Genomic DNA, 24,851 nt, shown 5'->3' on the forward strand with positions numbered 1-24,851 from the left:
GAGTTATCCTCCTCTAGGGTGTGTGCGCCAAATGGCGAGTGCCGATAGGGTGAGTATGAGTCCTAAGCCAATGAGCCAGAGAATACCCTGGCCCCCAGTTACGGGAAGGCTGTAGGGGTCATTTTTAATCTGAATCACTTTACTTCCCGATTCCTTTGTAACGGTAAAATCGTATGGTTGGCCAATAACATAGCCATCTGGGGCCTTGGCTTCAATCAACTGATACTTACCATACGGAAGCCCCGTGACCTTAGTCGCCTGGTTCGCGAGACTCGTCAATTTCGTGGCATTTTCAGGCGTTGCTACCGTGCCCACCATTCTGCCGTCATCATCAAATTTCAGGTACTTTCCAGTTTCACTGCGAATGATGAACTCGGCACCTGCAAGCTGCTGGTCATCAGTACCATCGACCTTTTTAAATTGGAAACCGCCCCGTTCAACCTTATTGGTCACCGTAATTACTTGCTGGTCATCACTGGAGATTGCTACCTGAGTTGAGTCGCCAGTGATTTCCCACCGCTGGTTATCTTCGTTGTAAGCTACGGTGAATTTCTGCGGTGAAACGTAACCTGCTGGTACCCGTTCAGTAAACGCGTATGTTTCCTTGGAGTCCATTTTTTCCAGAACGATTTCGCCATTTTCATCGGTTGTGACCAGTCGCTGGTCGTCCCCGCCTTTAATTTCGAAAACCACATCTTTGAGTCGTTCACTGCTTGCAGGGTCCCACTGACTGTCACCCAGCTTTCTCAAAACCAGGTTCCGAATTAGATCGGTCACCACTTCGTTCGTATCATTGTTCCAATCGTAGCCAACCCCGGAATCGAAACGGACATTGGCCTTATTCTTAAAGGTGCCAACAAAGTTTTCTTTAATGTCTATCTCGATTTGAATGGCAAAGTAGTCACCGTTAAAGTCGAGCATTTCAATTTCTTTATCGGACAACTCATAGGTTACTTTCTGACCATTAACTTCAACCTTACCGCGATCCTCGGGCTTCTCAACTTCAAGTAACTCACCATCCGTGTTATATAACACAATCTGGTCTGGTTTAGTCGACATCCCCGTAGGCAGGGTATCCGTCAGTGTAATTCGATCAGGCTTAGCAATTGATTCATCTGGAATGCTATAAGTTTTTTGATAGACCGTATAGAAAAAACTTTTAATTTTATCTTCGTCCCGGTTAATCTCCCACTCATGCAAGTCGTTGTTTTCAATGCCAAACTCTTCGGTACGATGAACCGTCTTCAGCGGCTTTTCTGGCTTTAGCGGCACAATTGACCCTGTAGAGAAGGATTGCCACGTGAAGCCGGCGTCACTTCGTAGCATGAATTCATGTTTCTCATCCACCAGTGGGAAGGAAACCGCGCCCTTTTCATAATTAGTCGAGCCCAGGAAGTCCCCCCATTGGTTAGGGCCCGTATAGGGTTTATAGTTGCCATCCTCATCTTTTTCAAAAATCCCTTCACCAGTACCTTCGTACCAGCCACCGCCACGATTTTTAACGGTGGTAGCTTCAGACAACTTCGCTGGTAGATTCAACTTCGTTCCCGCCCATTCATGACGACCATCATCATTTCCATTTAATGAGCCGAATGTGAAGTAGGATTTATAATCATCGCCCGCCGCCTTGGGAAAATTAAGTGCTCGGGTTCCCGCTTCATTCGTAAACGTAATATCCAAGTCGAAACTCTCAATCCCGTTATAGACGATGCCTGAGTAGAAATTACTGGAAAAATCAATGTAGGCTTCCTTACCCGCTCCCAACCGGGGACTGTAAACTAGATTTGAGATTTCCAGAATGGCCCCCATCTTTTCGTTCGGTTGCTCTGCGTTAGACGCAGCCGTGTAAGCTCCTACTTCTGGGTAATAAACGCTGATGGTCTTGTCACTCAGATCTATGCCATCCTTAAAGGCCAGGGCATAAGATTTCGCATCGTTTTTTTGTTGATAGGAAACGTAATAGTGGGTCTTATACTTTTCATTCGCGTAATAACCACCAACTTGCTTTCCATCGGGACCTGATGACTTTTCATGAATCGTCACTCCTGATTGGTCTTTCAGCGTGCCACCAATCTTCAACTCATCTGACCAACTGCCGATTTGAACCTGTCCTCGAGTGATATCGATTGTGGGTCCCGTCAGTTGTTTCGTCAGGTCATCTCCCTGGCTTGACCGACTAACCTTCGTCGCCGGCTCCGCGTCAGCGTCCGCATCGTCATCTGCGGCGTCTTCGCTGATTGATTTACTAGTTGTTGCCGGTGTCTTGGACTTTGTTGACCGGGACCGTTGCTTAGCAGACTGTGACTGCTGACTGACGGCTTTCTTAGTAGCGGATTGTGAACTTGAAGTCACCGCCTTGCTGCTATTGTGACTAGCGTTATCGGTGAGCTTGTCGTTAGGACGCGTGCTGTCACCCGTTGCGTCTTCCAAACCATTGTCAGCTTTAACGGAAATCGTGGTGAAATCGTACGTTTCATCCTCGTCGACAACTTGTAATTTAAGCTGTAACTCGTCTATCAATAGCGGGTCAGCTATCGTTATGGGAACGACCAGCTCGACGCTTTGGGCCTGTTCCTGTTCGTTATTGAGATGTAACCTTCCCTTCTGATCCACCTCAGCCGTCATGTCCTGGTCTGGGGTTAAGTCAGTCATCGCTTCACGAGCAAACTTGGCATACGCCTGATCCGCCAACGCAATGACCGTATCCCCGGCTGGTAGCTCAAGGGTCATCGCTGCTTGCAGGTCTGCTGGTTGATGACTCGTGATTTCTTTCACGTTACCGCCAGCTTTATCCTGGAGGACCGCCGTTTGAATAATGCCTTCGCGCTTATGGGCTTGAATGCGTAGAATCGACGTTAAGCCAATGATACAAGTTACTAGAAATAAAATTCTTAGCCATTTTTTCATGGGTCACTTCTCCATATCAAGCGGGGTGCTGCCGTCTTGTTAATCGATGAGCTAAGAATACCAACAAAATGTGAATTAATTATGAACATCATAGGCAAAATATAATACACTTAACTCGGTTGTTGTGTTACACACTGAAATATTTGTTACGATTTTTAGCTCACTTGACTTACCTGGCTAACCGTTTTCTTCTATAAAATATAGCGGTCCACCCGACGACCCATTAACTCAGCAGTTAATTACTCACGCGCAATTCGAAATTTCGTAAAAATTTTTTTCGTCGCCAGATTGCGACATTGATAAGCCAACCACGTTAGCGACCATCCCCTCCCTACTGGTTGTTGGAACCGGCAGAAACAAGTCGTCGATTTCCGCAATAAAAAAGTCGACCAGCAAGATAGCTGATCGACTAACAGAACTTATTTAGCTATCTTGACGCGTGGCGGCCAAGTCAATCTCCCGTACGTTCACTTCCTGCGGCATGTCGTAGATAAACTTGACCGTTTGCGCAACGTACTTCGGGTCTAACGTCAACCCGCCCATCGTCTGTTTCCAGGCTTCGTAGTCCTTTAAGGCCTGACCATCCGTCACGTGGGTCAACAATTCCGTTTCACCGGCCCCCGGTGCGACCAAGGAAATCCGGACGTTGTCATTCGCAACCTCCTGGCGAATCGTTTCGGACAACCCGTGAACGCCGAACTTGCTGGCAACGTAAGCCGCATGGTTCGCAAAGGCCTTGAATCCCGCGATGGATGACATGTTGATGATGGTGCCATGGTGCCGGGCAACCATGGCTGGTAAAACGATTTGAGTCCCATTCAAGACCCCCATCACGTTGGTGTCGAGCATCGTTTGCCATTCCTTAGGGTCTTGACGTTGGACGTTACCTAGCAGCATGACACCCGCGTTATTGATCAACAGGTCGGTCGCGCCGTACTTGGCTTCGGCTGCTGCAATAGCCATCTTCAAGGCCGCTTGGTCGGTCACGTCAACGGCCACAACCATCACGTTGGTAAAGTCTAAGGGGAGCGCCTTGATCTTTTCCACCCGGCGTCCCAGCAATAGCAATGGGAAGCCAGCGGCATTGAACAATTTGGCATCCTCTGCCCCGAACCCGGAACTCGCACCGGTAATGACTACTAATGGTTTACTTTCATTCATTTCTAAATCCTCCTAAATGATCGCTTCTTAATTGATTAATGGTAGTATAAAATCTAGAGTTAACTCTAAGTCAAGTCAAAAATTTTAAAGGGAGTTTTATGAATGAGCTATTCTATTGGTCAGGTCGCAGAAAAGTTAGATATCAGTCCCTACACCCTGCGGTATTACGATAAGGAAGGTCTACTGCCGTTTGTCGATCGCAACGAGGCGGGGCGGCGCCAGTTTAAAGATAATGATTTTAATTTTCTGGAAGTCATTGTCTGTCTCAAAGAAGCCGGCGTGCCGGTCAAACAGATCGGCCACTTCATCGACCTGTGCATGGCCGGTGACACTACACTGCAGACGCGCTACGATTTCTTGGCCGACCATGAGCAACAGTTGATGGCGAAAATGGCGCGGCTTCAGCATACCTTAGATTTTCTACGGTGGAAAAAGTGGTACTACAAAACGGCGTTGTTGGCTGGTACCGAGCGCATCCACTACCTGCCAGGGACCAATCACGTCAATCCGGCCGTGCGCCAAAAATTTGAACGGCTAGTCGCGGACGGTGCCAGTCCGGAAGAATTAGGCCGGCTGGTGTAAAACCTAACCGGATACCGAAATAGACAGTGCCCCGCAGATAACCTGACTGCGGAGCACTGTTTTTCAGTTTAATTCGCGATAATAATCAAGTCGCTAGTTTGATGACTTAGCCAAATTGGCAACCAATAAACGCCCCACGGCCTTAGCAGAGAACGGGTTCTGGCCCGTGATCAGTCGGTCGTCTTGCACCGCAAATTCGCGGTACGCACGCTTTTGTTGGAACTTGGCGCCGCGTTTTTCAGCCTCCACACGATTGAAGAAGGGCACCACGCCCCGTTTCCCCGCCAGAACTTCTTCGGCCTTGGTAAACCCAGTTACCCGTTGATCAGCGATCAAGTACTGGCCGTCAGCGGTTTCGATGTTCAAGAGGCCCGCGATGCCGTGACACACAGCCGTGACGTAGCCGCCCTGCGCATAGATCTGCGCCGCAATGGCCTGCAGCGGCTGGTTGTCTGGAAAGTCCCACATGACGCCGTGACCACCCGCATAGTAAATGGCTTGGTAATCAGCCGGATTCACTTCCGCTGGTGATAAGGATGCGGTGAGCGCCCGTTGTTGGAAATCTGGCGTCGCATAGGTCCGCATAATTTCGGCATCCGTATACTTCATGCTACGCGGATCAAGGGGCACAAATCCACCTTGCGGGCTAACGTAATCGACCTGATATCCGGCTTGCATAACAATGTCGGCAAGTTCGGTCGCTTCGCCCAACCATAATCCCGTGGGGTCATCCGTGGCACCATAGCGAAGGGTATTGGTGACGACAATTAAAATTTTCTTCATTTCTGCTGATTGCACGTCATAATCTCCTTTACGTGGCCTAAAAGGGTCTGTAGCTTGTCAATCTCAGTCGTTTGGTGCGTGAGGTAGTAAAAATTCTTGGTCCCTGACCGGTGGTAATCCACCAACTTCGCCTCCCGCAAGATCTTAAGGTGGTGGGAAACAGCTGGTCGCGATAACCCGGTCACCCCGATCAAATCGGTGACCTGAAGTCCCTGATGAACGACCTTATCATCTAGTAAGGCGATGATAATGGCTTGACGTTTCTGGTCTCCCAGCGCGACTAAGAAGTCGCTGGCATTCGAAAATTCATGTTTTAGTTTAGTTAGACTGGCCATTTGCTTTCGTTCTTTCGTTTATTATTTTAAACCATTAAACCATGAAAATTGGGGGTTGTCAACTCCTAGGAATCAACATTTCGGATTCGTTAATATTGGTTGACATTTTTAAACCATATCGTTATGCTAGGCTCTATTCGTTTAAAAAAATAAACCAAGAAAAGAGTCGACTCATGTCAAAAAAGATGCACGCTGCCATCATCACCCACTACCGTCAACCCCTACCCGTCATGCAACCGGTGCCCCGACCCGCGCCCCAACCGAATGATGTGCTGGTCAAAATCAACGCTGCCAGTATCAATCCCATCGACCTCAAGACCATGCATGGCGGTCTTAAGTTTCTGCTCCCCTATCAGTTTCCTTTAATCATTGGAAGCGACTTTGCGGGGACCGTTGTCGCGGTGGGGCAAAACGTCACCGCTTTTCAGATTGGCGATGCCGTCTACGGGCGTCCCCGTAAGAACCGCATCGGCACGTTTGCCGAGTACCTGGCCGTTGACCAAGCCGATATTGCGCTGAAGCCCCGCAACCTGAGCTTCGACCAAGCCGCCGCCATCCCACTAGTGGGCCTGACCAGCTATCAAGCTCTCCACGACCTGATGGCCCTCCAACCGGGACAAAAGGTCCTCATTCAAGCTGGTGCTGGCGGAATTGGCACCCTGGCGATTCAACTGGCCAAGGAGTTGGGCGCTTTCGTGGCAACCACTACGAGTCAGCGAAACTTCGCCCACGTCAAGGCACTCGGCGCAGATCGCGTGATCGACTACCACACGGAAGACTTTGCCACCGTGCTGCACGACTACGATGCCGTCTTTGACACGCTGGGTGGTCGAGCTCTGGAACAGGCATTTCAAATTGTGAAACCGGGCGGTCAGGTGGTCAGTCTCTCTGGCATCCCCGACGGTCGGTTCGCAGCGGCTTATGGTCTTCCTCGCTGGAAACAGGGACTCTTACGCCTGGCAAGCCACCGACTGACGCGTTTGGCTCACCAAGCACAGGCTGACTATCATTTTCTCTTCATGCACCCCAGCCACACGCAACTTGAAATTTTGACGCGCCTGATCGAACAGGAACGGTTGCATCCCGTAATCGACCACGTCTATCCGTTTAGTCAGCTCAACCAGGCGTTGACCTACGCTCGGGCAGGCCACGCTCATGGGAAAATTATTATCTCCTTTGACGCGTAACTGTAGGATTTCGCCATTTCGGCGCGCAAAAAAAGACCGGCAAGTTACGCGCCAGTCTCATTATTTAGGCTTATTCGTGTTGATGGCTCGGAACCACCTGATCGGCCCGCGCCTGCTCTTCGCCCCAGAGGCAGATGCTGTCCATCACGGGAATCAACGACTGCCCGCGTTTCGTCAGGCTGTACTCAACCTTCGGCGGAATCTGCGGGTACGCTTCTCGATGAATGAGGTCGTCCGCTTCTAACTCACGTAGGGTGTTGGTGAGCGTCTTAAATGCGATCGGTGCTAACACGCGTTTGAGAGCATTGTAGCGCAACGGGCCATGGTTCATGGATAGCGCGTAAAGCGTCTGCATTTTGTATTTGCCACCAATTAGATGCAGGGTATAGGCAAAACCCGTGTTCTCCAAGCGGGTCTCCTTGATATAATCAATTTCGGCCATGACACTCTCCTTTGGGTACGTACCGCACTTTAAATTGCGTACTTGTTTACCGATTGAGTATAACATAAACTTTACTCATTCAATTCAAGGAGGACCTACTTATTATGAAAACAATCGTTTACGCACACCCCTATGAAGGTAGCCTCAACCACGCGATTTTAACCCGGTTAACGGCTTACTTTGACAGCACTGACCAACCTTACCACGTTATCGATCTCTATCGGGACGGCTTCGACCCCCGTTATTCTAAAGAGGAGTTACGCCTGTTTAGCCGCGGTGAGACACCGTACCAGTTGGTCAAGGACTACCAACGGGTGATTGCCCAGTCGGATGAACTCATCTTCATTAGCCCCATCTGGTGGTACCATCTGCCCGCCGAACTTAAAGGATTCTTCGATAAGGTGATGCTCAAGGGCTTTGCCTACGCGGAGGACCCTGACCTACGGGGGCTGCTCCACAACATTCGACGCGCAACGGTCATCACGACGGCCACGATGACCAAGGCAGAATTGATCAGCGACGCCGGCGATCCAATTCAAAGCAATTTAATTGGCCAAACCTTCCCTGGAATTGGCATTGCCCCACAGACCGCTCACTGGATCCATTTAGGAGCAGCCAATACGACGACTGACGCCGTGCGAAAACAATTTTTGGCTGATTTACCGGAGTTGTATTTACACGGACAAGCTTAATTGAATGAAGCCTTGCTGGGTACTGCTGACGAAATTCGGTGGTGCCCTTTTTGGTTGTCATCGGTCGGCCGATTGATCACTTTAATGAAAACTATCTTCCGCCAACGCTAAAGCGGCTTTTCCAAAATATACTGTTCACCGTATTGGCCAAAGCGGCGGCGACCCGTATCCACAAAACCGACCTTATCGTATAGTTTTTGGGCGGGAACGTTCGCCGCTTCTACCGCTAACGTGATGGTCGTTGCGAACGGAAAATGCTCACGAACGAACGCCGGTAACTGTTCCAGCATCTGGGTGGCAATCCCTTTTCCCCGCTGTGTTTCCGCCACCGATAGTGACCGAATCAGAAGGGCAGTTGCGGGATCAGCCCCCACTTCACGCACATCGTCATGCTTAGTCAGCACAAAGAAGCCGACCATCTCAGAACCGGCCATAACCAGGACTGGCAACCGTTCTGGGTCCCCCAGGGCAATCGCTAGGGCTTGCTGTGGAGTGGCGGTAAAGGTCGGATCTTTCAGGGGATATTGCGCGATACGGTCGCGGTCTTGCGGCGTGTCTTGGTAAATTTCTAGTTTCATGGTACCTTGCCTTCTTTGCGATGGGTTTAAATGTTCCACATGAAACATTTGCTACTTCTGAGTTGATCCTAGCAGCAGGCGATGGCGAAAACTATCAGCGGTGCCGAGGACTCTCTCATTGGCAATTTAACCGCATTCTGCTAGTGTTACTCACGCTACTCTATTTAGCACGCCATAACGTCCTCCTACGATAATTTTAGCGTGTAGACGTGCTCCGTCGCGATCTTAACGACCTTGTCTAACTCGGCGATGTACTTTTTCTGACCGACATAGTACGTTTCCGAGTCGATGGCATAGTCGACAGGGTTGCCGGCAGCATCGTAAACGTCAACTTCGTGGTTAGCATTGGCCTTGAAATCCGTCCACAAGGGAACCCGGTTGTGGCGGCTGTGGGCGGTCACAATGGAGGCCCGATAGCACAGTTGCGCGCCAAGTGAGCGATAGAGACTGTTGGCGGGCACGTCATCCAACGTATAGATTAGCAGTTCCCCACCGCGTGGCTGTAGCCGGCGAAGCACTTCGTTAATCAAGTCGCGGGCGATTCCCTGGTGCTGGTAGTCGGGATGTGTCGCCACCGCGTCAAGGACGGTCAGCACGGTTCCTGCCTTAAAGCCATAGCTTGCGGGATTGACCTCAGTTGCATTCAAGTAGATGGCATCAACCAGACCAACAACTTGCTCGTCACTGATTGCGACTAAGGAAATGCCACGGCTGGCGGGAATATCCTCCCGCTGATCAGTGATTTCATCGGTAAAGGAACTGTGCATGTACGCTAATGCGCGGCAACGGAGCCAACTTTCCTTAAGGTCCGGCGTGTAGTCTTGAATGCTAGTCATTTTTTGCCCTCCTTGACATTTTCTAATCATATTTTAATATAGTCTTCAAGTAAAGTCACTAAAAATTGGTGGTCGCTTGGAGCGGTTTATTGAGACTAGCTGATTATGCGAAACAAATTGAAAGTAAAAGGCGCCTAGAACGAATCTGCCGTGGGGCTACTCCCTGTCAAGTAGACATTTAAATAACTAAAGCTCTAGGCTACTTCCTGAAAGGCATGATTCCGGTATTCTTCCGGAGTCATGTCTTTCAGTGTTTCTTGCCGTCGTTCTTGGTTATACCAACCCATAAACTTTGATACTAATGTGATTGCTTCATCACTTGATAATGGTCGATGAAAATTAAAGAAATCTGACTTCATATGACTCCACAGACTTTCCATGGGACTGTTATCACCAGGGGTTCCTGCTCTTGACATACTGTGAGTGACACCATTCTTTGCTAGAGCTAAATTATACAAACCAGATGTGTAACTTGAACCTTGGTCGCTATGCAGTATCTGTGGCTTACGTCCCTTTGTAGTGGTCAATGCTGCTTCAAAAGTTGTCGTGACCAGCTGGGCTGTCTCAGTTGATTCAACCTGCCATGCGATAACACTATGATCATAGAGGTCCTTAATGGCACTGATACGGAGGCGACCAGTTCCCTTAATTCCGTATTGAATTTCACTACAGTCAGTTACCCAGACCTCGTTAGGCCGGTCTGGATGGAATTTGTGCTTTCCCTGATTGGTTAATAACTTGTTATCAAAGATTGCCTGCTTCTGCTCGGCCTTTCGATCATGCTTAGCTGTTCGGACTGAGGCAACGATTTGATAATCATGCATAATCCGTCGCATTTTATTAAGGCTGACGTGGTGGCTTGTTTCCATATTGACGTACATTGCCAAGCGTTTAACGCCAAAGATATAATCGTTGGCGTCTTCTAAATCCTTAACGTAACTCACAATGGCCTGATCCTCTATTTCCCGCCGACTTGGCTTACGATTAAGCCATTTATAGTAGGCTGCTCGCGAAACCTTGAGGTACTGACACATCTGACTTATCGACGCTTCTTGTGCGAGTGCTTGAATGGCACGATATTTTTGGGCTTGGTCGCATCTATCCTCTCTATCTCGTCTAATTTTTTTAAGAGTTTATTCTCCATCTCTAAGCGTTTATTTCGGGCTTCTAGTTGTTTGATACGTAACTCTTGTTTCTCGGTTTCTGTTAGAGCGGGTTTGTCGAATTTTGACTTGCCACGACGGTCTTGTAAGGCTTCGACTCCTCCCGCTTGAAACTTTTTAGTCCAGGTATAAGCCTGACTATAGGATATATGGAATTTTTGACTCGCCTGACTGTAGTCTAGGTCATTTTCGACAATCCATTGAGCGATTTCGATTCTTTCAAGCATCGTTGTTTTCCGGCTACTCATGGAAATGGGCCTCCTAGTAGTTTTAGGTAATTTACCACTAGTATACAGGTTCACCCACTGATAGATAGTACTGACATTGGGAACATTGAACTGTTGGGCCAATTGAGGGTAGGAGGTGGAGCCTTCAAGATAGATTCTCACTAGTTTAAGTTTGAAGTCCCGTGTATATTTCTGTGGAGATTTTGGTTTTAAGCCGTCTATCCCATTTTCTTCATATCGGTCAACCCACTGCTTAACCTGTCCATCTTTAATGCCGTATTGGTTTTGGATAGCTGTATAAGACTTACCTTGATTGCGGACTAAGCCAATGTAGAACAGTTTCTCTTCAACCGTGTACCGAGATCCTTTTCGGCCCATACAAAAACTCCTCTCTAAGTAAACAAGCCTTTGTTATTTGCTTGTCTACTTAAAGAGGAGTATAGCCCGTTTCTAGACGCCTTTTGTAATTGGTAGCTGCTGCTACTGCATTTTATAACCGTTTCGCTGAAACCAATCAAGCTCTTCTCATATACAAGAGCGGATAGGGATTACCCTGTTCATCATGTTCTGTTCGCTTATACACTTCAAACCCCATATGCTCATAAAAGCCCTTGGCGCGCGGATTCTGCTCATTAACTGCTAAATCGGTCACCGCATATTTTTCAAGACCGTAGTTAATTAAGGCTTTCCCCAAGCCCTTGCCCTCTTCCTCACGTGCAATAAAGAGCATCTCGATATGCTGCTCGGTAATCCCCATAAATCCAACCGGTACTTGTTCATCATTTTCCACAATGATTAGATGTGGCACTTCCAGTAATGCCTGAGGAACGTACTGCTTAATGGCAGCAATTCCTTCCGCAGATAAGAAGCGATGTGTGGCCTTCACAGCACCTTCCCATACCGTTAAAAGTTGTTCAATTAGTGCTGTAGGGCGAGTTTTCACCTCAATGATTTTCATCTTGTCCTCAGTTCATTTGAAATTTCGGTGGTGTTCCCAACAAAAGAGTTTTAAAACTTACTTCTTCATCTGCCAGGGTAATCACCTTCTACGACAATTAAACTATTTTTATGCGCTGAACTCAACCACCGGAATATCAGGTAACTTAGAACCACAGCCAACTACTCAGCCAGTCCCGCCGTCCGATATTCAGTCAACGTCTGGCCCGTCCACTGTTTAAATGCGCGTGAAAATGCACTGGGTGAGTTGTACCCAACTAGATAGGCGATCTCTGTCGGCGTGACCGTCTTCAGTGCCAAATAATTAATCGCCAGCAATCGTTGTACCTTTTTCACCTGTTGCTGATAACTGGTCGTCTCTGCCTCCAGATTGCGTTGCACACTGCGCGGACTCATCCCCATTCCCTGAGCGACCTCGGCCAGCGTAAACTTACCAGCTGGAATTGCCGTGAATAGCATCTGCTGCACCGTACCCGCAAAACTTTCGGCGGTGGTAATCTCTGCTAAGCGTTGCTTGAGTTCGGGTTCCATAAATGCCCACATCACATTGTTTTCCGTAAGAAACGGACGTCGTAAGTCGGCCTTCGCAAACGTTAGCTGATTATGGCGCCGTTTTTCCTGATGACCGCCCAAAAAGTGTTCACCAGCCTGGTGATAATCAAATGGTCCCGCCGTTACTAATGGCTGAATCCGTTTGCCGGTGCCAGTTCGCAACAGGCTCACCAACATATATTGCTCTAGCAACAACGCAACACGCATTTGTGCTTGCTGTGGGTAAATAAAGTCAAAGTGAACGCTCAGCGTGCGACTGGTTTCTTCCGTGGTTGCCATAACGGGGCCAATCAGTTGTTTGAACTGGGTAAAGCGCTGAAGTGCCGTTTCCCCATCATGTGCAGATAGTGCCGCAAATATCGGTGGCATAAACAGTTGAATACGCTGAACATCACTAATGATTAGCACTTGCGCATCGGTGATACGCTCATCTAACGCCACCGTTAGTCGATAGTATTCCAGTGGTGTGACGCTAAGTGTCTCAGCTTGAAAACGGTGGGTTAAGCCCGCATCTTGTAATATCTGCGCGACATTCAAACCGATTTGCTGGATAAAATTTTGAAATTGCTTGGTAATCGTTATTTTCATAAGGGGCTCCTCGACATCATCTATATCGTATGACGCATTAATGAATCGAACCAGTGTGTCGGTAAAATAGTGTGTAAAAAGACTAGCGGTTTAGCGCCCGCGCCAATTAAGTAGCGTGCCCGGGGGTGTCGCCGATTGACCGCTTTTAGCATAGCACGAGAAATCACATCTGGTTGTGATAAGAACTTAGAACTATAGGTCTGGCGCAGGCTTTTGGCAGCAACCAGCCCCATTTCAGCATAGGCGCCTCCCTGTGAGGCTGCTGTCAAGTGATCCGCGGCAATCAGTCCCCAATTCGTCTTGATGCCACCCGGTTCAATCAGGACCACGTGAATACCAAATGACCGTGTTTCCATCCGCAGGGCATCACTAAAGGCCTCAATCGCATACTTAGTGGCGTGATACCAAGCCCCCATAAACGTTGTGAACCGCCCGCCCATCGATGAGGTATTAATGATTGTTCCAGCGTGTTGCTGTCGCATGTGGGGGGAGTACTAACTGTGTCAATCCCGCTACGCCAAACAGGTTGACTTCAAACTGACGCTTGGCTTCTTCTAAAGGCACATCTTCAATGGCGCCGTAGGACCCGTAACCTGCATTATTGATCAACACATCTAGCCGACCAGTTGCCGCCATAATGGTCTGAACCGCGGTCTTTCGGGACTCCTCATCGGTAACATCTAGCTGTAATGGTAGCACATGAAAGGCTTCCAAATCCTGCAATTTGTCCAAGCGACGTGCCGCCCCGTAAACGATATGACCTTGTTGTGCCAACGCAATCGCCGTTTGCCGGCCAATGCCGCTACTTGCACCCGTAATTAAAATAACCTTTTTCTTTTCGTTCATCCTCTCGTTTCAGTTGATAGGACTAGTTTACGAGGGACAGTGGTCAAAAAACATAGCAATTGGCGCCAAAGGATGTGCAAAAGACGCCAACTGTCTGTAAGTGGGCGACGGTTGGTCCCGTTCCTCAAATCCCCCACCCAGACATACGGTAAATGTTCCACATGAAACATGCCGTCCTGCGCAATTTTCTGACGGTCACTTCGCTTCGGACGCCGCGCAATTAGTTATCGACAAACAAAATAACAGACGCTAACTGCTCCCTAAATGTAGAGACCAAGTCAGCATCTGTTGTTTCTAAACCATCTCATTTACGTTCATCATTACTTTTAACTTGCACCCCAGCAAATCTAGAGGCAAACTGATTACAAACGACGCCATGGTGAGAGACCCTGTGCTCGCAATTCTCGGTAAATCACGCCCATATACCAGCTGTCGCAGATAAAAATCAGGCCAACAATCACGGCCATAAACCCAGTCGGATCACCAATCACGGCTAGTAAGCCCACGGTGACAGCCGTGCCCAGCCATTTACTCCAAGCAATCGTAAAGGATTGCCCCGCAATTGGATTACCCGCACGTTTTCGGCTATAGAACTGGCTCACGAAGAGTATACTCATCGCACAATTTTGTAGTAACGCGACGAACTTCGCAACCTCAAAAGAATCATGGTGGAAAGCTGGCAGACCCCCGAAGAATGTTGGGGCTAATAGCATGATACCAAATGATGCGGCTAAGCCTAATGCAAAGGTCACGTAGAAGGCCGGTCGAGGAAGTCCCGCCCGTTTTTCATAATCCGCTGGACCAAACTTAAACATCCCGATCACAATCAAAATATCCAGACACATCCAGACGATATTGATGATTGTTTCCATTAAGGACGACTGCGGTGGATAAATAAAAGCGTAGGTCGTCTCCCAAGCAAAGTTTAAACACAGGGCCGCCAATGGCATCCCTGGTGTCTTGTCGCGCCAGGTACGAGTGACGACCCCGGCGTAAGTTACTGTCCATGCAACACCACTAACTAATGGTGCAAGTGTTTCTAAAGTCATCTCATCACTTCTTTCATAATATTGGAGGGCCTCATGAATCAAGTCAAGAATGCCGCACTATTTCACAGTCTGGCAACGTTACACGCCGCTGCACCACTGAATGAAATTCCGATTGCTAAATTAACCGCAACTGCTCACGTATCCCGCATGTACTTCTATCGCAACTTCGAAACTTACGACGACATCATTGATCGGCACATCACCGATTTAGTTACCAGTTACATGCGTGCAGTACGTAAGCGTGACGACACCATCGCCAGTACAGCAACTTTGTTCTTTACAGCCTTACAGCCCGATGCCGAAGCATTTAAAATCTTCTTAGCCCATGACGAAAGCAATCATATTCAGCATAACTTCGAATTAGGCTTACAACGTCTGATCGAGCAAAACCTGATTCAGGGCAGTAACGACCCCTACTGGCGAGCCTTTACGGCTGGTGGTCTCAGTCGCGTGATTACGGTTTGGCTGAGCAGTGCTACGCCGGAATCCCCCGTACAGATGGGAACGAAAATTGCCGCTATCGTTCGGTAACGTATTGGCTGCATTGCGCTTTGGTAAGCTCATAACCTGGTCGAATAACTGTTAGGTGCTACGCATCGTGAGCCTCACCAGTCTGCTTCGAACATGTGCCCATACTAGCCACATCGAGCGCCCCACTCAATAAGTGCGTGACAGATTTGGTTTATTCTGTCACATAAACGGAAAAAATGGCCTCGGATAGGAACTGATTTTGTAAGTCTGTAAGTCGGAATGTATGTTTTAATTTATATGTGCTTAAAATTATTGCAATTTAAAGTGAACGTGCTATACTGTGCTTATGAAAGTTGCAGTTTTGCAATTAGCTATTAACTGTGCTTTAAAAAGTTGCATATAAATTGGAGGAATTATGATGATAACCCGTAAATTTACAATCACGTCCCCACACTTTAAGGCCAACATGCAGGTTGACCTGCCAATCGACGCTGATGTTAGCCCCTTCCAGGCGCTGGTCCAACTTTACCAGACCTATTTCAAATTTGCTACCCAGCAAACGCTGACGTTTTTCAAGAAACCCACTACCGTTACTAAATAACTGACTCATACAAAGGAGATTATCATTATGACAAACCATATCATTGCACAAGCTGCCGACACCATTCATGTTCCCGCTGCTACCCTCTACACCCTGCTCGCTGACCCCCAATTGCACGCCCAATTTCAGGACAAACCGTTTTATGACTTCCGGATTGAAAAAAACGTCAAGGGCGCGGACGCAATCGTCAGTTTCAAAATTGACTTTGCCAGCGGCACCATTAATTTCCGTATGGTCGTCTCAGAACCGGAACCTGGCCGCAAAATCGTCTGGACCGACACGAACGAGACGGGACTGGTGACCACGTACACGATTACGAATCAAGGCGACCAGTCGCATTTGGAAATCTCTTCCGAATGGAATGGTCAGGACGGCGTTATCGGGATGCTGGAAAAGATTATCTCCCCGGTACGTATGAAGTCCGTCTACAAAAAGGAGCTCAGCCGCATCAACGACTACGTTCAACACGCGTAATTGTGCTTAATATTATTGCATATAGTTTGAAGACCTCGTATACTACGGGTAGTACCCCAAAGGAGAGGATTCCCATCACAACTCGCAACATTCACATTGGCCCCCCCAGGCTACGAACTGCGATTCAAGCCGTGGTCTGGCTGGGGAAAAGTGGCGGTATCATTAGTAGTTCGATGATTGCCGATCGGGTCAAAACCCACGCGACTTTTGTGCGCCGCATCATGACGTCGCTGTGTAAGGCTGATATCATTGCGTCTAAGGGTGGTCGCGACGGCGGTTACTACTTGGAAAAATCACCGGCGGATATTACCCTCGCTGATATCTACTTAGCAGTGGGGCAAGACGCGACGCCAAAGAAGGAAAAAGTCGACTTCGTCTACCCTGAAGGTGAGGAGCGTTTGGACGTGGCGGGATTTCAGTCTGCCCTTGAGACACTCCTCGAAAATGCTGAGGATCAGGCCATTGCTTACCTGAAAACCATCACGGTGGCCCAATTGATGGCGATGGTTAAGATGGTTTAGCGTCATCTATACAAAATACGCCTAGCTGTATCGTTTGCTGATACAGCCAGGCGTATTTCGTTTGGGTGGGAATAATTTTAAAGATGAGTAAAATCAGGCCGGAACCTAACACCTAATGTCGAAATTTTTCCAACCGATATGGTCGTTCCTCATCGAGAACGTTTTGACCGTTTTTGAAATCGTAGCCCATATGGCGGTAAAAATTGAGCCCCGTTATCGAGGCTGGAATTTCAACGCGGTCCGCCCTCTTAAAATAGACATCTTGTTCGAGCGTCTCGATAATCAGCCGCCCGATTCCTTGTCCTTAATATTGCGGAAGTACAAAGATATCAAACAGGCTGAATTCGGTGGTACTCCCCCAATAGGAACCGATAGCTCCGGTACCAATGATTTTCTGATCGTCACAGAAAACGTAGAAATGGGTTTGTTGGGCCTTCTCAATGAAGAAATCAGCGGGCATCCGGTGAATGTCATTTTCGATCTATTCCTGCGAGTAGTCATCACTATTGGACTCGCGCAACGTTTGAGCAACAACTTTAGCGACTGTCTTTGCGTCGTTAGCTTTGAATCTTCTGATGTTGATGTTCATTGGATCATCCCTTTGATTCTAGCTCGAATGGCACAAGCCGTTGTTACTTATCTTCATTCATCCATGCCACAAAATTAGGTGACTTAGTTTCATCAACCGTCCCGTCCGCTTTGAACACGACATCCTCAACTGGACCTTCAGCTACCAAGTTAGCCCAATCTGCGGCTGTAGGTATCTTTTGGAGTACGATCTCATTGTTTTCATTTAGCGTAACTTGGAGCGTATCGCCAGTTTTTAGATCGGCTTGCTTGCGAATCTCAGCGGGAATGACCATTTGACCTTTGTTAGAGAGCTTGACTTCGTAAGTTTTGGTAGTTGGAATCTGTTCAGGCTTCTTCATGATGATAAGCTACCTCCTATTGATAACTTTAAGTGTCTCGGCAAGATTGGTTCTATAGCAACAATGTGTCTTTTCTGACCAATTATAGTACGCTTTCGAATCAATTGTATAATCAACAATGTTACCATCGGTGTCGTATCCATAGGACAAACATCTGACGTGCGACGATTTAAAGTTAGCCAAAGGAAAATTGATTTTTCAATCTGCCAGTGAAAATAGTATCAAGCACTGCGTTCTCCCAAGGAAAAGAACGTACTGTTATTCATTTGAATAGCTAACTGGGGCCTGTATACTGAAGCTATCACAAGGAGGAAATAAAATGTCGAAGAAAATTACTCACTTTACCATCCTGTTTCTGGCAACCTTATTTCTAATTGGCACAGGTACTACACCAATTAGTCAAACAACAAATCACACAGCATACGCTGCAAACAAGAAAATCAAACAGAACAAACTACATAAAAAGAAAGCTTCCAAAAAATACAAGATTGGTAAAAAATATTACACCATGAAACAACTACGAGAAAAATATAAATTATATTACTCCGACAACGTCTATAAAAAGTATTACAGGAGTGTTTACAACGCTTTTGTTGGTCGCTCACATACCGTTTTCTCTGGAACCTATGACTTTCTCGCTCAAGAAGCTCATCCAAAGCACTGGAAAGATCAATCAGAACATTGGACCTCAAAGAAAACTTCCTACTACACTTTTGAAAGTGTCTATTTGACTAGAACCAAGCATTCTGGCGTCTATTGGAACTATGAAACTCATGCAATTGATGCCAAAACCGGACATATGTACCATTATTTGCGTATCGGATCTGCCGGCGGAAAGTAATCCTTATTTTTTTAACTCGCCACAATATAAATGGGCCATCCAACTTTTGCTTGGATGGCCCATTTCCATAGTACTGATTGCTTCTTAATAGCAAATTTTATAATTAAAATACCCCTCTGTGACAGTCAGATGAATCTATCTAATGAATGCAAAGGGGCCATAACCTTTTTTCTATTTTGGTAAATTATTTACTGCATATTGCGCTTCTGTTTGCGTAAATCCTTCACCAGCAGATGAGGTTAGTTGATTAAGGATTTGTGCTGAAGACATATGTTGGTCTTCCTGATAAGACTTTGCTGCCTTTAATGCCTGTGAATTCCAATTAACTTCCACATGATCAACTGCATATTGTGCCGCACTTGCTGAAAATTTTTCACCAGCGTCAGAAGATAATTGTCTATACAGACCTTGCTTAGAGAATGAACGGAATTCCAAATATTCTTGCGCTGTGCTCAAAGCTGATATCTCCTCTCTTGAAACCTTTGTTGAATCCGATTGTGCTTTTTCAGTTTCTTTGTCAGAATCATTTGAGGCATCATCATCTTCAGAAGTTGATTCGCTAGATGACTCACTACTAGTATTACCGTCAGAATCGTCATTATCCTTAAAGTCATCTGACAATCTATTACAATATTTAACTAGCGCATCATCCAAGGTTAATTTAACCTTCTTAAAATCGAGAATAGCTGTTTTAAGCCCACTAGTAAGAGAATCGTCCTTTTCACCTGAATAACCATCAATCGCTACAATACTAGCTTGTGCCGATCGACCGTTTTTATAAGGTTTATCTATCGCATTGTAGGCACTGACAGCAGTAGTAAATTTTCCATTTTTTACTTTTGCCCAATCCAATATATTAGTCGTAGAGCTACCAATAGAATCATAGTTGTCAGCCGTTAATGCAATGATTTTTGCATCATCTGGCGCATTCGTTGTTCCCTTTACTATCCAATCACCAGACTCATTCGTTTTCGTACTAGTAACAGTAGTCTTATAAAGTTTATAACCATCTACATTCACACTAGCATTCGATTCGCTTGCCTTAAATGAAAAAGTAACCACAGCAATCAATGCGACAATAGCAGTTCCAATACTTATCAGCCATCGATGACGAGCATATATCTTTTTCGACCGTGCTTTAAATCCTATCATTTTTTTTGATTCGTTATGCATCGTATAACTCCCCTAAACAACGTTTTTAATGAACTATCCCTATTTATTCACTAGTTTTAACCATAAATTATTACATTCTTAAGTTTAGAAATTGATGCTAATTATTTATACATCAGTTAACTGCCCCCAAAAAACCTTGTGTAAATCCTTCTGCAAATCCTGTCATTCCCCAAAAAGTAAACAATATTGAAAATACAAGCAGCACAATTCCTGATACTGTATGCTTCTTTTTTATTACCAATGAACCAAATACAATAGCAATTACACCAATAATGGGTATAAACAATGACATAGTTGCTGTTACCCATCCCCAAAGAATTGTTATACCAACTTTTTCGCCAGATTGTACGTTAGATTCAACTCTATTTGACTCTTTTACTGGCTGCACTACATCCACTGCCTCCAACTGCGTTTTCATATTAGCTTGTTTGTTACCACATTTTGAACAAAACTCCGCATCCATATTGATATTTGCTCCACAATTTTCACAAAACTTGTTTTCTTTATCCATAAACCTTTCCTCCAATAAAATATATTTTCAATACAAACAGCCGTATATAATGAATATTATAATTAGTACATAAGGTAAAGTACATAATATATGCTAGCATATATTATGTCAATTTATCAAGAAAAAAATCCATTTATTTTCACAAACGTGTAGTGTCACGAAATAATTCTTCTAGTTTCCATTTGTCATATAAAAAAGCGATCTCATCGTGATTGTTTACGCGGAGATCACTTTCATTTTGGTTTGAAGTTGTTAAGATACTTGGTCTAAGATATTGATTTTCCTCTTCTAGGAATGACCTTATCTTCTTCGTCTACCGTAATCGGTTTGAGTAGATTACCAAGGTACGATCCCATCAATATCCGAAAACGTGCCAGAATCAGTTAACGCATCAGAAGTTGCCAATTCTACAGTCCGCGCCACACCCACTTGCACGGTCCGATTACCGCCACCGCCACCAAAGCTGGTGTCTACCCAACCAGGATTGACGGCGTTTACCGTGACAGACGTTCCCTCAAGTTCAGCGGCGAGTTTGATGGTGAACATATTGACCGCTGACTTAGAAGCCTGATAGCCAGATGCTTGTAGCTTGTGAATGCTGGTACTGGCATCGCTGGCCAGCGTCAAGGACCCCACTGCGCTGGAGATATTGATAATCTGGCCAGCCGGAGCTGCCTGCAAAAGTGGTAAGAAGACCTGCGTGACGTCGATCAAGCCAAAATAATTCACGTTAAAATCCTGTCGAATTGCGTCTAGTGACAGTTCTGACGGCTTAGTCTCATGATCAACGGCAATACCAGCATTATTGATTAGAATATCTAAATTAGTGGTGAGACTCTCTTTCGCGGCAACAATCGACTCATGATCGGTCACGTCTAACTGTACCGCCTGAGCTTGAACACCAGCAGCCTCGAGCTGGGCAACAGCGGCCTGTCCCCGAGCTAAATTCCGAGAACCAACGTAGATATACTGGCCTTTCAAACCAAGTTCTAGGGCTAATTCGTAACCCATCCCGCGGTCAGCACCCGTAATTAAAGTCTTGATAGTCATATCCATAGCTTCCTTTTCTGTTATGATGGATTTACTATATCAGCCTAACGTAACGGGAGGTCAAGTCAAAATGGACAAAAATCAATTGATGCGAATTGGTGAGTTTGCGAAAGCCGCTAATGTCACAATTCGAACAGTCAGGTATTATTTAGAGTGTGACTTATTGCCACCAGAAAAGCGCAATAAAAATAATCAACGGGTCTTTGATGATGAAGACCTCCACTGGATAACTAATTTGCATTATTTGCGAGAAGCTGGCATGTCGATTGTTGAATTGCAACACTACACCACCCTAGTTCGGGAAGGTGATAGCAGCTTACCGCAACGAATTGAATTAATGCGCGAACAACGTAAGCGCGTCATCGCCTCGATTGCGGATAAGCAGGAACAGCTGAAAGTGATTGACCATAAGCTTGAGCGGTATTTGGCGGGAGATAGTGCGGTGATGTGAGTAAGAAAACAGACTTCGAAACTGTCGAGACCTGGTTGTTTGTCTTATTTTATATGGTATGACCTTCCGTTCCATACTTCTATAATCTTTTTAGTCTGACTATAAACTGCTGAGACTTAGCTTCAACTGCTTAGCCTACTTCATTATCATATTTTAAGTCCTCACACCCATGAAGCTTTATAGCTTTCGTACTTTTTAAGACAGCTAAAAATCTATTACCATTTCCATAATCAATGTGTATTACCTTACGTCTCTCTCGTACATAATCATTACTTTCTGCTATTTTTTCAGACTCTAATTTATCTGAATCTATCTGAATAAATCTCATTTTCTTATCTGTATTAAAAAATACCATGTGGTACTTGTCAGTATTATCAATCGTATATTTAGATAAATCCGATATGAGCAAATTGAACGACATCACCAACTCATTGCTAATTTGTCGTAATGCAGCATAGGCCGGATTCCCAATCGTGGGTCTACCCGTTTGATCTGTCCATCCAAGTGAATTCTGATAGCCTAACGCACCATAGCTTTCTTTCAGTTCCGTATCAACATGCGCTCCACCATCTTGATTGGCTACATCCAAAATAATATTTCTCCGGGAAAGTTTAAAATTATTATCATCGAAAATAATTTGGTTCCACCAATCTTCAAATGATAATAACATTGCCTCATTCAGCAGTTTATCACCTTTAGGCACATAACTTGCTCCGTGTTCATCAAATTCTACCCCTAACAACGGAAACTGTGGGAGTAGATTTCTAACACTATACATTCCTGAAGTCGATACAAATAAGAAATTCCCTTTTAAATTTAATAATCTAAAGAGTGATTTGGATTTTTGTGTATCGTGAAGTAAGACTCTTATTGCCGTGGCAATTCTTTTACCTTCGTTCAATTTTCCACTATCATAAAGAGCATTAGAATTAGTTATAAAATCCATTTGATCAAATAATTGTGTTAACAATTGATTTCTTGAAAATACATATTTTGTCATTCCATCCTCCCGTATTCTCCATTATCTAAACCAGCAATTTCATCAGCCAAACTGAATTTTCTAGTTTCAATTTTTCTATACTTTCTAAATGTTCCTTTAACCCCTTAGTGATTGAATTGACAATAGGCTTACACCCCTCAATTTGTCTATTAAAACTCTCATATTCTTCATCCAACAAAAATGAGGCGGACTTATAGTGAACTAATTCATTTCGAACACTATTCAATTTATTTATATTTTTCGCGAGATTTACATCAAATTCTTGACCAGTAACCTTTTTAAAATATGTATATACTTTCTTTGGAATACTTTTACTATAGAGTTCCCTGCTTATTTCTTTATTCGTATACCCATTCCGCTCTAACAGCACCGCGTAAAGTCCATTCAATAAATGCTCAATATAGACCCCCTGTCAAAATAATTCTCGTCTCCAGCTGATTAGCATCCAAATCTGATTCAATTGACTGCAACAGAACGTCTTCAAATGACACCGTCATCTTGATCTTTTATGATATACTGATTCTCACAAGCAAAACGTACATACAGCCTTAGAACTCGTGGGTTCGATTCCCACTCCCGCTATCTGAAATTACCGGTTCCAAGCACCGTGCTCCCATCTCTATTCTCAAGTTGTCTCTGCGATACCTTGAAAGGGGTAATGGATATGTATATTTTACTCGCCATTTTAGCTGTGTCTCTGGTTTGCTTACCAGCGGGGTGCTTAATCCGGTGCAGGGGTAATTTGTAAACCACACACAATTAATGAATCTGGGCTAGTTTAACTGCTAGCTCATTTTTTATACAATAAACTTAATTATCAGGGTATCAGGCAGCTTGAGGCTGACCTACCTACCTGCCTCTATAGTAAATACTCAGTCTAAGCTTATACAAGAATAAGCTCAAAATACGTAAAGCTCAATTGCAACGACCTAAGAAATAAATAGGTCACGTTCATTTTTTCATAAGGAGTAGAAGCATCTGTACGCGATAGCTAAGATGGTTCTACTAACAATCTACGAAGATAATTAAGCTAGAAATTCCCGACAAATCACAAACACGAATTAGTTAATATCTCTGATATGACAGCAATTGCCCACTAGAATTTTAAAAAATACGGCGTTGCCTCCATGAGGATCCGCTGCATATCTGCCTAATTCATTGGCATACAAATATCTACCCATGCTAGCTTCTCCTTGCGATCAAAATTGATTTTCTCGATGAAGCACTGGTAGATATACTTCAATGTATTTATATCCTTAAACAACCTCAACAATCAGCTTCAGAAATTGCGTCACATTTTGATAGGATGAATCCGACCTACATCACGTTCCTGTAGCTCTCTTAACCCTGACTCAAGCCCTACTTGATCACCCAATAACTGATAAATGGTTTTAAGTCTGATTTCAACATCGGATTCTTGCCAACTGTAACCGCTGTAACTTATGGGTCAATATTTGATATCGCGCTACTTATTTGCGATTCTTTCACCTAACGTCCTTCACTGGTTAACTTCATTATCCTTCATCCATTGAATAACGGCCTGCTCAATCTCTAGATTACTCAGTACTACTATCCTTAGCTTCAGAACAGCCACTCTCTATCTCATCAACTAGAATACTATTGGTATGGTAAATAGTTGCACCCTTACTACGAAAATTAATACAACTATAGTAGCGAATACACTTTTCGGTCCATCCTTTAAAGTGTTAATTGCATTACTAGCTATCATCGCAATTACCGCTACAGATTAAGAAATCATTCAATTTTTTACATCTTATCTATTAGAACATTTAACTGAGCGTCCAAAAGTTCTTTAGTAAGAACTATCTGCTCTCTATTCGAAAGCGGTAGCGTCAAGAATCTTGTGTAAATGAAATGCCTTCGTACATATAATATGTAACTAACTCAAATAAATGATGCTTCCAAGGTGTCCTGGAGTCCTTT

Annotated in this window: 27 protein-coding genes and 2 pseudogenes; 9 read left to right on the forward strand and 20 right to left on the reverse strand. The window is 45.3% G+C overall.

Translation table 11 applies throughout. The features are described 5' to 3' along the window. Window positions 1-3 precede the first annotated feature (3 nt). Both FAY32_RS04870 and FAY32_RS04875 read right to left on the reverse strand, forming a co-directional pair. Entirely contained in the window at window positions 4-2,907 is a 2,904-nt protein-coding gene (locus tag FAY32_RS04870) for an MSCRAMM family protein (protein WP_143462338.1), read from the reverse strand. Window positions 2,908-3,330: 423 nt separating this feature from the next. Continuing rightward, window positions 3,331-4,068 carry an SDR family oxidoreductase gene (locus FAY32_RS04875; RefSeq protein WP_143462339.1) on the reverse strand — a complete coding sequence of 246 codons (738 nt, stop codon included), beginning with the start codon at window positions 4,066-4,068 and terminating at the stop codon, window positions 3,331-3,333. A 102-nt stretch (window positions 4,069-4,170) separates the two neighbouring features. On the opposite strand from FAY32_RS04875, the gene FAY32_RS04880 reads away from it, so the two are divergent. Next, window positions 4,171-4,650: a MerR family transcriptional regulator gene (locus FAY32_RS04880; RefSeq protein ID WP_143462340.1), complete on the forward strand. Its 480-nt coding sequence runs from the start codon at window positions 4,171-4,173 to the stop codon at window positions 4,648-4,650. A 93-nt stretch (window positions 4,651-4,743) separates the two neighbouring features. Here the strand turns inward: FAY32_RS04880 and FAY32_RS04885 are convergent, their stop codons facing one another. Continuing rightward, window positions 4,744-5,433 (reverse strand): type 1 glutamine amidotransferase domain-containing protein, encoded by a 690-nt coding sequence (locus FAY32_RS04885; protein WP_143462368.1) that lies wholly within the window; start codon window positions 5,431-5,433, stop codon window positions 4,744-4,746. Continuing rightward, window positions 5,430-5,768, reverse strand: coding sequence for an ArsR/SmtB family transcription factor (locus FAY32_RS04890; protein WP_143462341.1), 339 nt, complete (start codon window positions 5,766-5,768; stop codon window positions 5,430-5,432). The genes FAY32_RS04885 and FAY32_RS04890 overlap by 4 nt, the downstream gene beginning before the upstream one ends. 173 nt (window positions 5,769-5,941) lie before the next feature. Here FAY32_RS04890 and FAY32_RS04895 point away from each other — a divergent pair, with 173 nt between their 5' ends. After that, a complete protein-coding gene (locus FAY32_RS04895) occupies window positions 5,942-6,955 on the forward strand; it encodes an NADP-dependent oxidoreductase (RefSeq protein WP_143462342.1) in 1,014 nt (337 codons plus the stop codon). Window positions 6,956-7,025: 70 nt separating this feature from the next. Here the strand turns inward: FAY32_RS04895 and FAY32_RS04900 are convergent, their stop codons facing one another. Next, window positions 7,026-7,397, reverse strand: coding sequence for a winged helix-turn-helix transcriptional regulator (locus FAY32_RS04900; RefSeq protein ID WP_143462343.1), 372 nt, complete (start codon window positions 7,395-7,397; stop codon window positions 7,026-7,028). 104 nt (window positions 7,398-7,501) lie between these two features. Here FAY32_RS04900 and FAY32_RS04905 point away from each other — a divergent pair, with 104 nt between their 5' ends. Beyond that, entirely contained in the window at window positions 7,502-8,089 is a 588-nt protein-coding gene (locus FAY32_RS04905) for an NAD(P)H-dependent oxidoreductase (protein WP_143462344.1), read from the forward strand. A 107-nt stretch (window positions 8,090-8,196) separates the two neighbouring features. Here FAY32_RS04905 and FAY32_RS04910 read toward each other — a convergent pair whose 3' ends face one another. The 8 genes and pseudogenes from FAY32_RS04910 to FAY32_RS04945 all read right to left on the reverse strand — a co-directional run bounded on the left by FAY32_RS04910 (window position 8,197) and on the right by FAY32_RS04945 (window position 14,885). Beyond that, a complete protein-coding gene (locus tag FAY32_RS04910) occupies window positions 8,197-8,667 on the reverse strand; it encodes a GNAT family N-acetyltransferase (RefSeq protein WP_158727541.1) in 471 nt (156 codons plus the stop codon). Between the two features lie 185 nt (window positions 8,668-8,852). Further along, window positions 8,853-9,503 carry a GNAT family N-acetyltransferase gene (locus FAY32_RS04915; RefSeq protein WP_143462346.1) on the reverse strand — a complete coding sequence of 217 codons (651 nt, stop codon included), beginning with the start codon at window positions 9,501-9,503 and terminating at the stop codon, window positions 8,853-8,855. A 194-nt stretch (window positions 9,504-9,697) separates the two neighbouring features. Continuing rightward, window positions 9,698-10,624 carry an IS3 family transposase gene (locus FAY32_RS04920; RefSeq protein ID WP_143462347.1) on the reverse strand — a complete coding sequence of 309 codons (927 nt, stop codon included), beginning with the start codon at window positions 10,622-10,624 and terminating at the stop codon, window positions 9,698-9,700. Next, window positions 10,543-11,271, reverse strand: coding sequence for a helix-turn-helix domain-containing protein (locus FAY32_RS04925; protein WP_143462348.1), 729 nt, complete (start codon window positions 11,269-11,271; stop codon window positions 10,543-10,545). The genes FAY32_RS04920 and FAY32_RS04925 overlap by 82 nt, the downstream gene beginning before the upstream one ends. 136 nt (window positions 11,272-11,407) lie before the next feature. Next, window positions 11,408-11,851 carry a GNAT family N-acetyltransferase gene (locus FAY32_RS04930; RefSeq protein WP_143462349.1) on the reverse strand — a complete coding sequence of 148 codons (444 nt, stop codon included), beginning with the start codon at window positions 11,849-11,851 and terminating at the stop codon, window positions 11,408-11,410. Window positions 11,852-12,012: 161 nt separating this feature from the next. Next, window positions 12,013-12,990 carry a helix-turn-helix domain-containing protein gene (locus FAY32_RS04935; RefSeq protein ID WP_143462350.1) on the reverse strand — a complete coding sequence of 326 codons (978 nt, stop codon included), beginning with the start codon at window positions 12,988-12,990 and terminating at the stop codon, window positions 12,013-12,015. A gap of 20 nt (window positions 12,991-13,010) precedes the next feature. Then, window positions 13,011-13,836: pseudogene (locus FAY32_RS04940) on the reverse strand (oxidoreductase). 362 nt (window positions 13,837-14,198) lie between these two features. Then, a complete protein-coding gene (locus FAY32_RS04945; protein WP_143462351.1) occupies window positions 14,199-14,885 on the reverse strand; it encodes a transmembrane-type terpene cyclase in 687 nt (228 codons plus the stop codon). A gap of 33 nt (window positions 14,886-14,918) precedes the next feature. On the opposite strand from FAY32_RS04945, the gene FAY32_RS04950 reads away from it, so the two are divergent. The 4 genes from FAY32_RS04950 (at window position 14,919) to FAY32_RS04965 (ending at window position 16,952) form a co-directional block, all read left to right on the forward strand. Continuing rightward, on the forward strand, window positions 14,919-15,416 hold the full coding sequence (locus FAY32_RS04950; protein ID WP_143462352.1) for a hypothetical protein: 498 nt from the start codon (window positions 14,919-14,921) through the stop codon (window positions 15,414-15,416). 358 nt (window positions 15,417-15,774) lie between these two features. Further along, window positions 15,775-15,957, forward strand: a complete 183-nt coding sequence (locus FAY32_RS04955; RefSeq protein WP_143462353.1) for a hypothetical protein — start codon at window positions 15,775-15,777, stop codon at window positions 15,955-15,957. Between the two features lie 27 nt (window positions 15,958-15,984). After that, a complete protein-coding gene (locus tag FAY32_RS04960) occupies window positions 15,985-16,431 on the forward strand; it encodes an SRPBCC family protein (RefSeq protein WP_143462354.1) in 447 nt (148 codons plus the stop codon). Then, window positions 16,314-16,952 (forward strand): RrF2 family transcriptional regulator, encoded by a 639-nt coding sequence (locus FAY32_RS04965; protein ID WP_225428287.1) that lies wholly within the window; start codon window positions 16,314-16,316, stop codon window positions 16,950-16,952. The genes FAY32_RS04960 and FAY32_RS04965 overlap by 118 nt, the downstream gene beginning before the upstream one ends. A gap of 112 nt (window positions 16,953-17,064) precedes the next feature. Here FAY32_RS04965 and FAY32_RS14865 read toward each other — a convergent pair. Both FAY32_RS14865 and FAY32_RS04975 read right to left on the reverse strand, forming a co-directional pair. Then, window positions 17,065-17,541 (reverse strand): annotated as a pseudogene (locus FAY32_RS14865) (GNAT family N-acetyltransferase). 43 nt (window positions 17,542-17,584) lie between these two features. Then, window positions 17,585-17,881 carry an AbrB/MazE/SpoVT family DNA-binding domain-containing protein gene (locus FAY32_RS04975; RefSeq protein ID WP_143462355.1) on the reverse strand — a complete coding sequence of 99 codons (297 nt, stop codon included), beginning with the start codon at window positions 17,879-17,881 and terminating at the stop codon, window positions 17,585-17,587. A gap of 319 nt (window positions 17,882-18,200) precedes the next feature. Between FAY32_RS04975 and FAY32_RS04980 the strand changes: the two genes are divergently transcribed. Continuing rightward, window positions 18,201-18,722 carry a hypothetical protein gene (locus tag FAY32_RS04980; RefSeq protein ID WP_143462356.1) on the forward strand — a complete coding sequence of 174 codons (522 nt, stop codon included), beginning with the start codon at window positions 18,201-18,203 and terminating at the stop codon, window positions 18,720-18,722. Between the two features lie 171 nt (window positions 18,723-18,893). On the opposite strand, the gene FAY32_RS04985 is transcribed toward FAY32_RS04980, so the two are convergent. The 3 genes from FAY32_RS04985 to FAY32_RS04995 form a co-directional block, all read right to left on the reverse strand. After that, the gene (locus tag FAY32_RS04985; RefSeq protein WP_225428288.1) at window positions 18,894-19,895 is read right to left on the reverse strand and encodes an Ltp family lipoprotein; all 1,002 of its coding nucleotides are present in this window, start codon (window positions 19,893-19,895) and stop codon (window positions 18,894-18,896) included. A 112-nt stretch (window positions 19,896-20,007) separates the two neighbouring features. Beyond that, on the reverse strand, window positions 20,008-20,406 hold the full coding sequence (locus tag FAY32_RS14870; RefSeq protein ID WP_225428289.1) for a zinc-ribbon domain-containing protein: 399 nt from the start codon (window positions 20,404-20,406) through the stop codon (window positions 20,008-20,010). A 336-nt stretch (window positions 20,407-20,742) separates the two neighbouring features. Next, window positions 20,743-21,456, reverse strand: a complete 714-nt coding sequence (locus tag FAY32_RS04995; RefSeq protein ID WP_143462357.1) for an SDR family NAD(P)-dependent oxidoreductase — start codon at window positions 21,454-21,456, stop codon at window positions 20,743-20,745. Window positions 21,457-21,526: 70 nt separating this feature from the next. On the opposite strand from FAY32_RS04995, the gene FAY32_RS05000 reads away from it, so the two are divergent. Next, a complete protein-coding gene (locus tag FAY32_RS05000; protein ID WP_158727543.1) occupies window positions 21,527-21,907 on the forward strand; it encodes a MerR family transcriptional regulator in 381 nt (126 codons plus the stop codon). A gap of 130 nt (window positions 21,908-22,037) precedes the next feature. Here the strand turns inward: FAY32_RS05000 and FAY32_RS05005 are convergent, their stop codons facing one another. Together FAY32_RS05005 and FAY32_RS05010 are read right to left on the reverse strand one after the other, a co-directional pair. Then, a complete protein-coding gene (locus FAY32_RS05005) occupies window positions 22,038-22,907 on the reverse strand; it encodes a hypothetical protein (RefSeq protein ID WP_143462359.1) in 870 nt (289 codons plus the stop codon). A gap of 25 nt (window positions 22,908-22,932) precedes the next feature. Continuing rightward, entirely contained in the window at window positions 22,933-23,277 is a 345-nt protein-coding gene (locus tag FAY32_RS05010; RefSeq protein ID WP_143462360.1) for a hypothetical protein, read from the reverse strand. Window positions 23,278-24,851: the final 1,574 nt, after the last annotated feature.

The organism is Levilactobacillus enshiensis, from assembly GCF_007115095.1.
In the GTDB taxonomy this organism is placed as follows: Bacteria; Bacillota; Bacilli; order Lactobacillales; family Lactobacillaceae; genus Levilactobacillus; species Levilactobacillus enshiensis.

Coding starts and splice junctions, on each gene's coding strand:
- FAY32_RS04870 (WP_143462338.1), bottom strand. CDS start 2,907: ATGAAAAAATGGCTAAGAATTTTATTTCTAGTAACTTGTATCATTGGC.
- FAY32_RS04875 (WP_143462339.1), bottom strand. CDS start 4,068: ATGAATGAAAGTAAACCATTAGTAGTCATTACCGGTGCGAGTTCCGGG.
- FAY32_RS04880 (WP_143462340.1), top strand. CDS start 4,171: ATGAGCTATTCTATTGGTCAGGTCGCAGAAAAGTTAGATATCAGTCCC.
- FAY32_RS04885 (WP_143462368.1), bottom strand. CDS start 5,433: ATGAAGAAAATTTTAATTGTCGTCACCAATACCCTTCGCTATGGTGCC.
- FAY32_RS04890 (WP_143462341.1), bottom strand. CDS start 5,768: ATGGCCAGTCTAACTAAACTAAAACATGAATTTTCGAATGCCAGCGAC.
- FAY32_RS04895 (WP_143462342.1), top strand. CDS start 5,942: ATGTCAAAAAAGATGCACGCTGCCATCATCACCCACTACCGTCAACCC.
- FAY32_RS04900 (WP_143462343.1), bottom strand. CDS start 7,397: ATGGCCGAAATTGATTATATCAAGGAGACCCGCTTGGAGAACACGGGT.
- FAY32_RS04905 (WP_143462344.1), top strand. CDS start 7,502: ATGAAAACAATCGTTTACGCACACCCCTATGAAGGTAGCCTCAACCAC.
- FAY32_RS04910 (WP_158727541.1), bottom strand. CDS start 8,667: ATGAAACTAGAAATTTACCAAGACACGCCGCAAGACCGCGACCGTATC.
- FAY32_RS04915 (WP_143462346.1), bottom strand. CDS start 9,503: ATGACTAGCATTCAAGACTACACGCCGGACCTTAAGGAAAGTTGGCTC.
- FAY32_RS04925 (WP_143462348.1), bottom strand. CDS start 11,271: ATGGGCCGAAAAGGATCTCGGTACACGGTTGAAGAGAAACTGTTCTAC.
- FAY32_RS04930 (WP_143462349.1), bottom strand. CDS start 11,851: ATGAAAATCATTGAGGTGAAAACTCGCCCTACAGCACTAATTGAACAA.
- FAY32_RS04935 (WP_143462350.1), bottom strand. CDS start 12,990: ATGAAAATAACGATTACCAAGCAATTTCAAAATTTTATCCAGCAAATC.
- FAY32_RS04945 (WP_143462351.1), bottom strand. CDS start 14,885: ATGACTTTAGAAACACTTGCACCATTAGTTAGTGGTGTTGCATGGACA.
- FAY32_RS04950 (WP_143462352.1), top strand. CDS start 14,919: ATGAATCAAGTCAAGAATGCCGCACTATTTCACAGTCTGGCAACGTTA.
- FAY32_RS04955 (WP_143462353.1), top strand. CDS start 15,775: ATGATAACCCGTAAATTTACAATCACGTCCCCACACTTTAAGGCCAAC.
- FAY32_RS04960 (WP_143462354.1), top strand. CDS start 15,985: ATGACAAACCATATCATTGCACAAGCTGCCGACACCATTCATGTTCCC.
- FAY32_RS04965 (WP_225428287.1), top strand. CDS start 16,314: ATGGAATGGTCAGGACGGCGTTATCGGGATGCTGGAAAAGATTATCTC.
- FAY32_RS04975 (WP_143462355.1), bottom strand. CDS start 17,881: ATGAAGAAGCCTGAACAGATTCCAACTACCAAAACTTACGAAGTCAAG.
- FAY32_RS04980 (WP_143462356.1), top strand. CDS start 18,201: ATGTCGAAGAAAATTACTCACTTTACCATCCTGTTTCTGGCAACCTTA.
- FAY32_RS04985 (WP_225428288.1), bottom strand. CDS start 19,895: ATGCATAACGAATCAAAAAAAATGATAGGATTTAAAGCACGGTCGAAA.
- FAY32_RS14870 (WP_225428289.1), bottom strand. CDS start 20,406: ATGGATAAAGAAAACAAGTTTTGTGAAAATTGTGGAGCAAATATCAAT.
- FAY32_RS04995 (WP_143462357.1), bottom strand. CDS start 21,456: ATGACTATCAAGACTTTAATTACGGGTGCTGACCGCGGGATGGGTTAC.
- FAY32_RS05000 (WP_158727543.1), top strand. CDS start 21,527: ATGGACAAAAATCAATTGATGCGAATTGGTGAGTTTGCGAAAGCCGCT.
- FAY32_RS05005 (WP_143462359.1), bottom strand. CDS start 22,907: ATGACAAAATATGTATTTTCAAGAAATCAATTGTTAACACAATTATTT.